The sequence below is a fragment of the Synechococcus sp. R55.7 genome (assembly GCF_047461955.1).
Lineage (GTDB): Bacteria > Cyanobacteriota > Cyanobacteriia > Thermostichales > Thermostichaceae > Thermostichus.
Map to the genome: position 1 here is coordinate 10,517 of NZ_JANSIC010000013.1, position 1,152 is coordinate 11,668.

2 protein-coding genes are annotated in these 1,152 nt (G+C 55.1%); one reads left to right on the top strand and one right to left on the bottom strand.

Annotated elements, in window-relative coordinates:
• On the bottom strand, window positions 1–474 hold a 474-nt coding region (gene rpsP / locus NW820_RS01580), incomplete at its 3' end, for a 30S ribosomal protein S16 (protein WP_414406497.1).
• A 186-nt stretch (window positions 475–660) separates the two neighbouring features.
• On the opposite strand from rpsP, the gene NW820_RS01585 reads away from it, so the two are divergent.
• A partial coding sequence (locus NW820_RS01585) for a TerB family tellurite resistance protein (protein ID WP_414406498.1) occupies window positions 661–1,152 on the top strand: 492 nt, incomplete at its 3' end.

Here is a 1,152-nt window from a genome sequence, read left to right on the forward strand (position 1 = left end):
CTCAACCGCTTCCTCAACCTGAGGCTTTTCAACTTCAGCTTCTGGAGGACTTAATTCTGCCGCTGCTGTCTCAGTGGCAGCTTCGCTCAATTCAGACTCGGGAACATCGGCGACCTCAGCCTCGGCCACGGATTCTGTTGCAGGGGCCTCTTCTGCCGCCTCAGGGATCCCAGCTTCAGGCTTGGCGATGGCCGGGATGCGAATCGAGGCAACCACTCCGCCTTCCCCTGCTTTCAACATCTCGTAGATGCCGGCCTTTTTGAGGAGACTGTCCACCGTCTCTGTGGGCTGAGCGCCACAACGCAACCACTTCAGCAAGCCTGCCGTTTGCAAAACCGTCTCCTTGGTGCGCGGGTTATAGTAACCCAGTTCCTCTAGCGGACGGGCTTCACGGCGGCTTTTACTTTCAATGGCGATGATGCGATAGCTGGGTTGCCGCTTTTTTCCGTAGCGCTTGAGCCGCAATTTGACCATGGGGTATCCACTCCTTGGGGGACGCTCCGCAAGCTGTAAAATCCAAAAAATCCAAAAAAGAGTTCGCCTAGACCCGCCAAGCCTGCTGAAGCTCCAGAGCCTCGCTCCGAGCCTTTGGCGTTTGGCCGGTAGACACAGGCTTTTTATTTTAAGCGATTTTCTGCTTGACTGGAACTTGACTGGAAAATGTCCGACCCCGGTTTGGAAGGCAACCTTCATGGCAGAGTTGAAGAGAAAACCCTACACTCAGCAGCAACTCCCATGATCAACTACGCCGATTTGACAGACGAGCAGCGCCAGCTCTACCTCAAGGCCCTGATCGCGGTGGCCCGAGTAGATGGCCAGTTGGACGAAGAAGAAACCTCTTTCTTCATGCAAATCGCAGAAGGGGTAGGCATCGAAGCGCCACTGGCCCAAACCTATCTGGCCGATGAAGCAGGTGCACCTTTGGATATCAGCGGGATCCCGCCCATGCGCAATGCGGCAGGGGCCTTGATCCTGCGGGATTTGGCAGCAATGGCGGTGGTGAATAGCCAGTTGGTGGAAAAAGAAGAGGAGCTAATTTTCGAGATCGGCAAAGCCATGCAGTTCAGCGCTGAGGAGATCAACGAGTTTATCGACTGGGCCTTCATGGGACTGCAGTGGCAACTCAAAAGCGCATCTCTGCTGGAGCGCTAT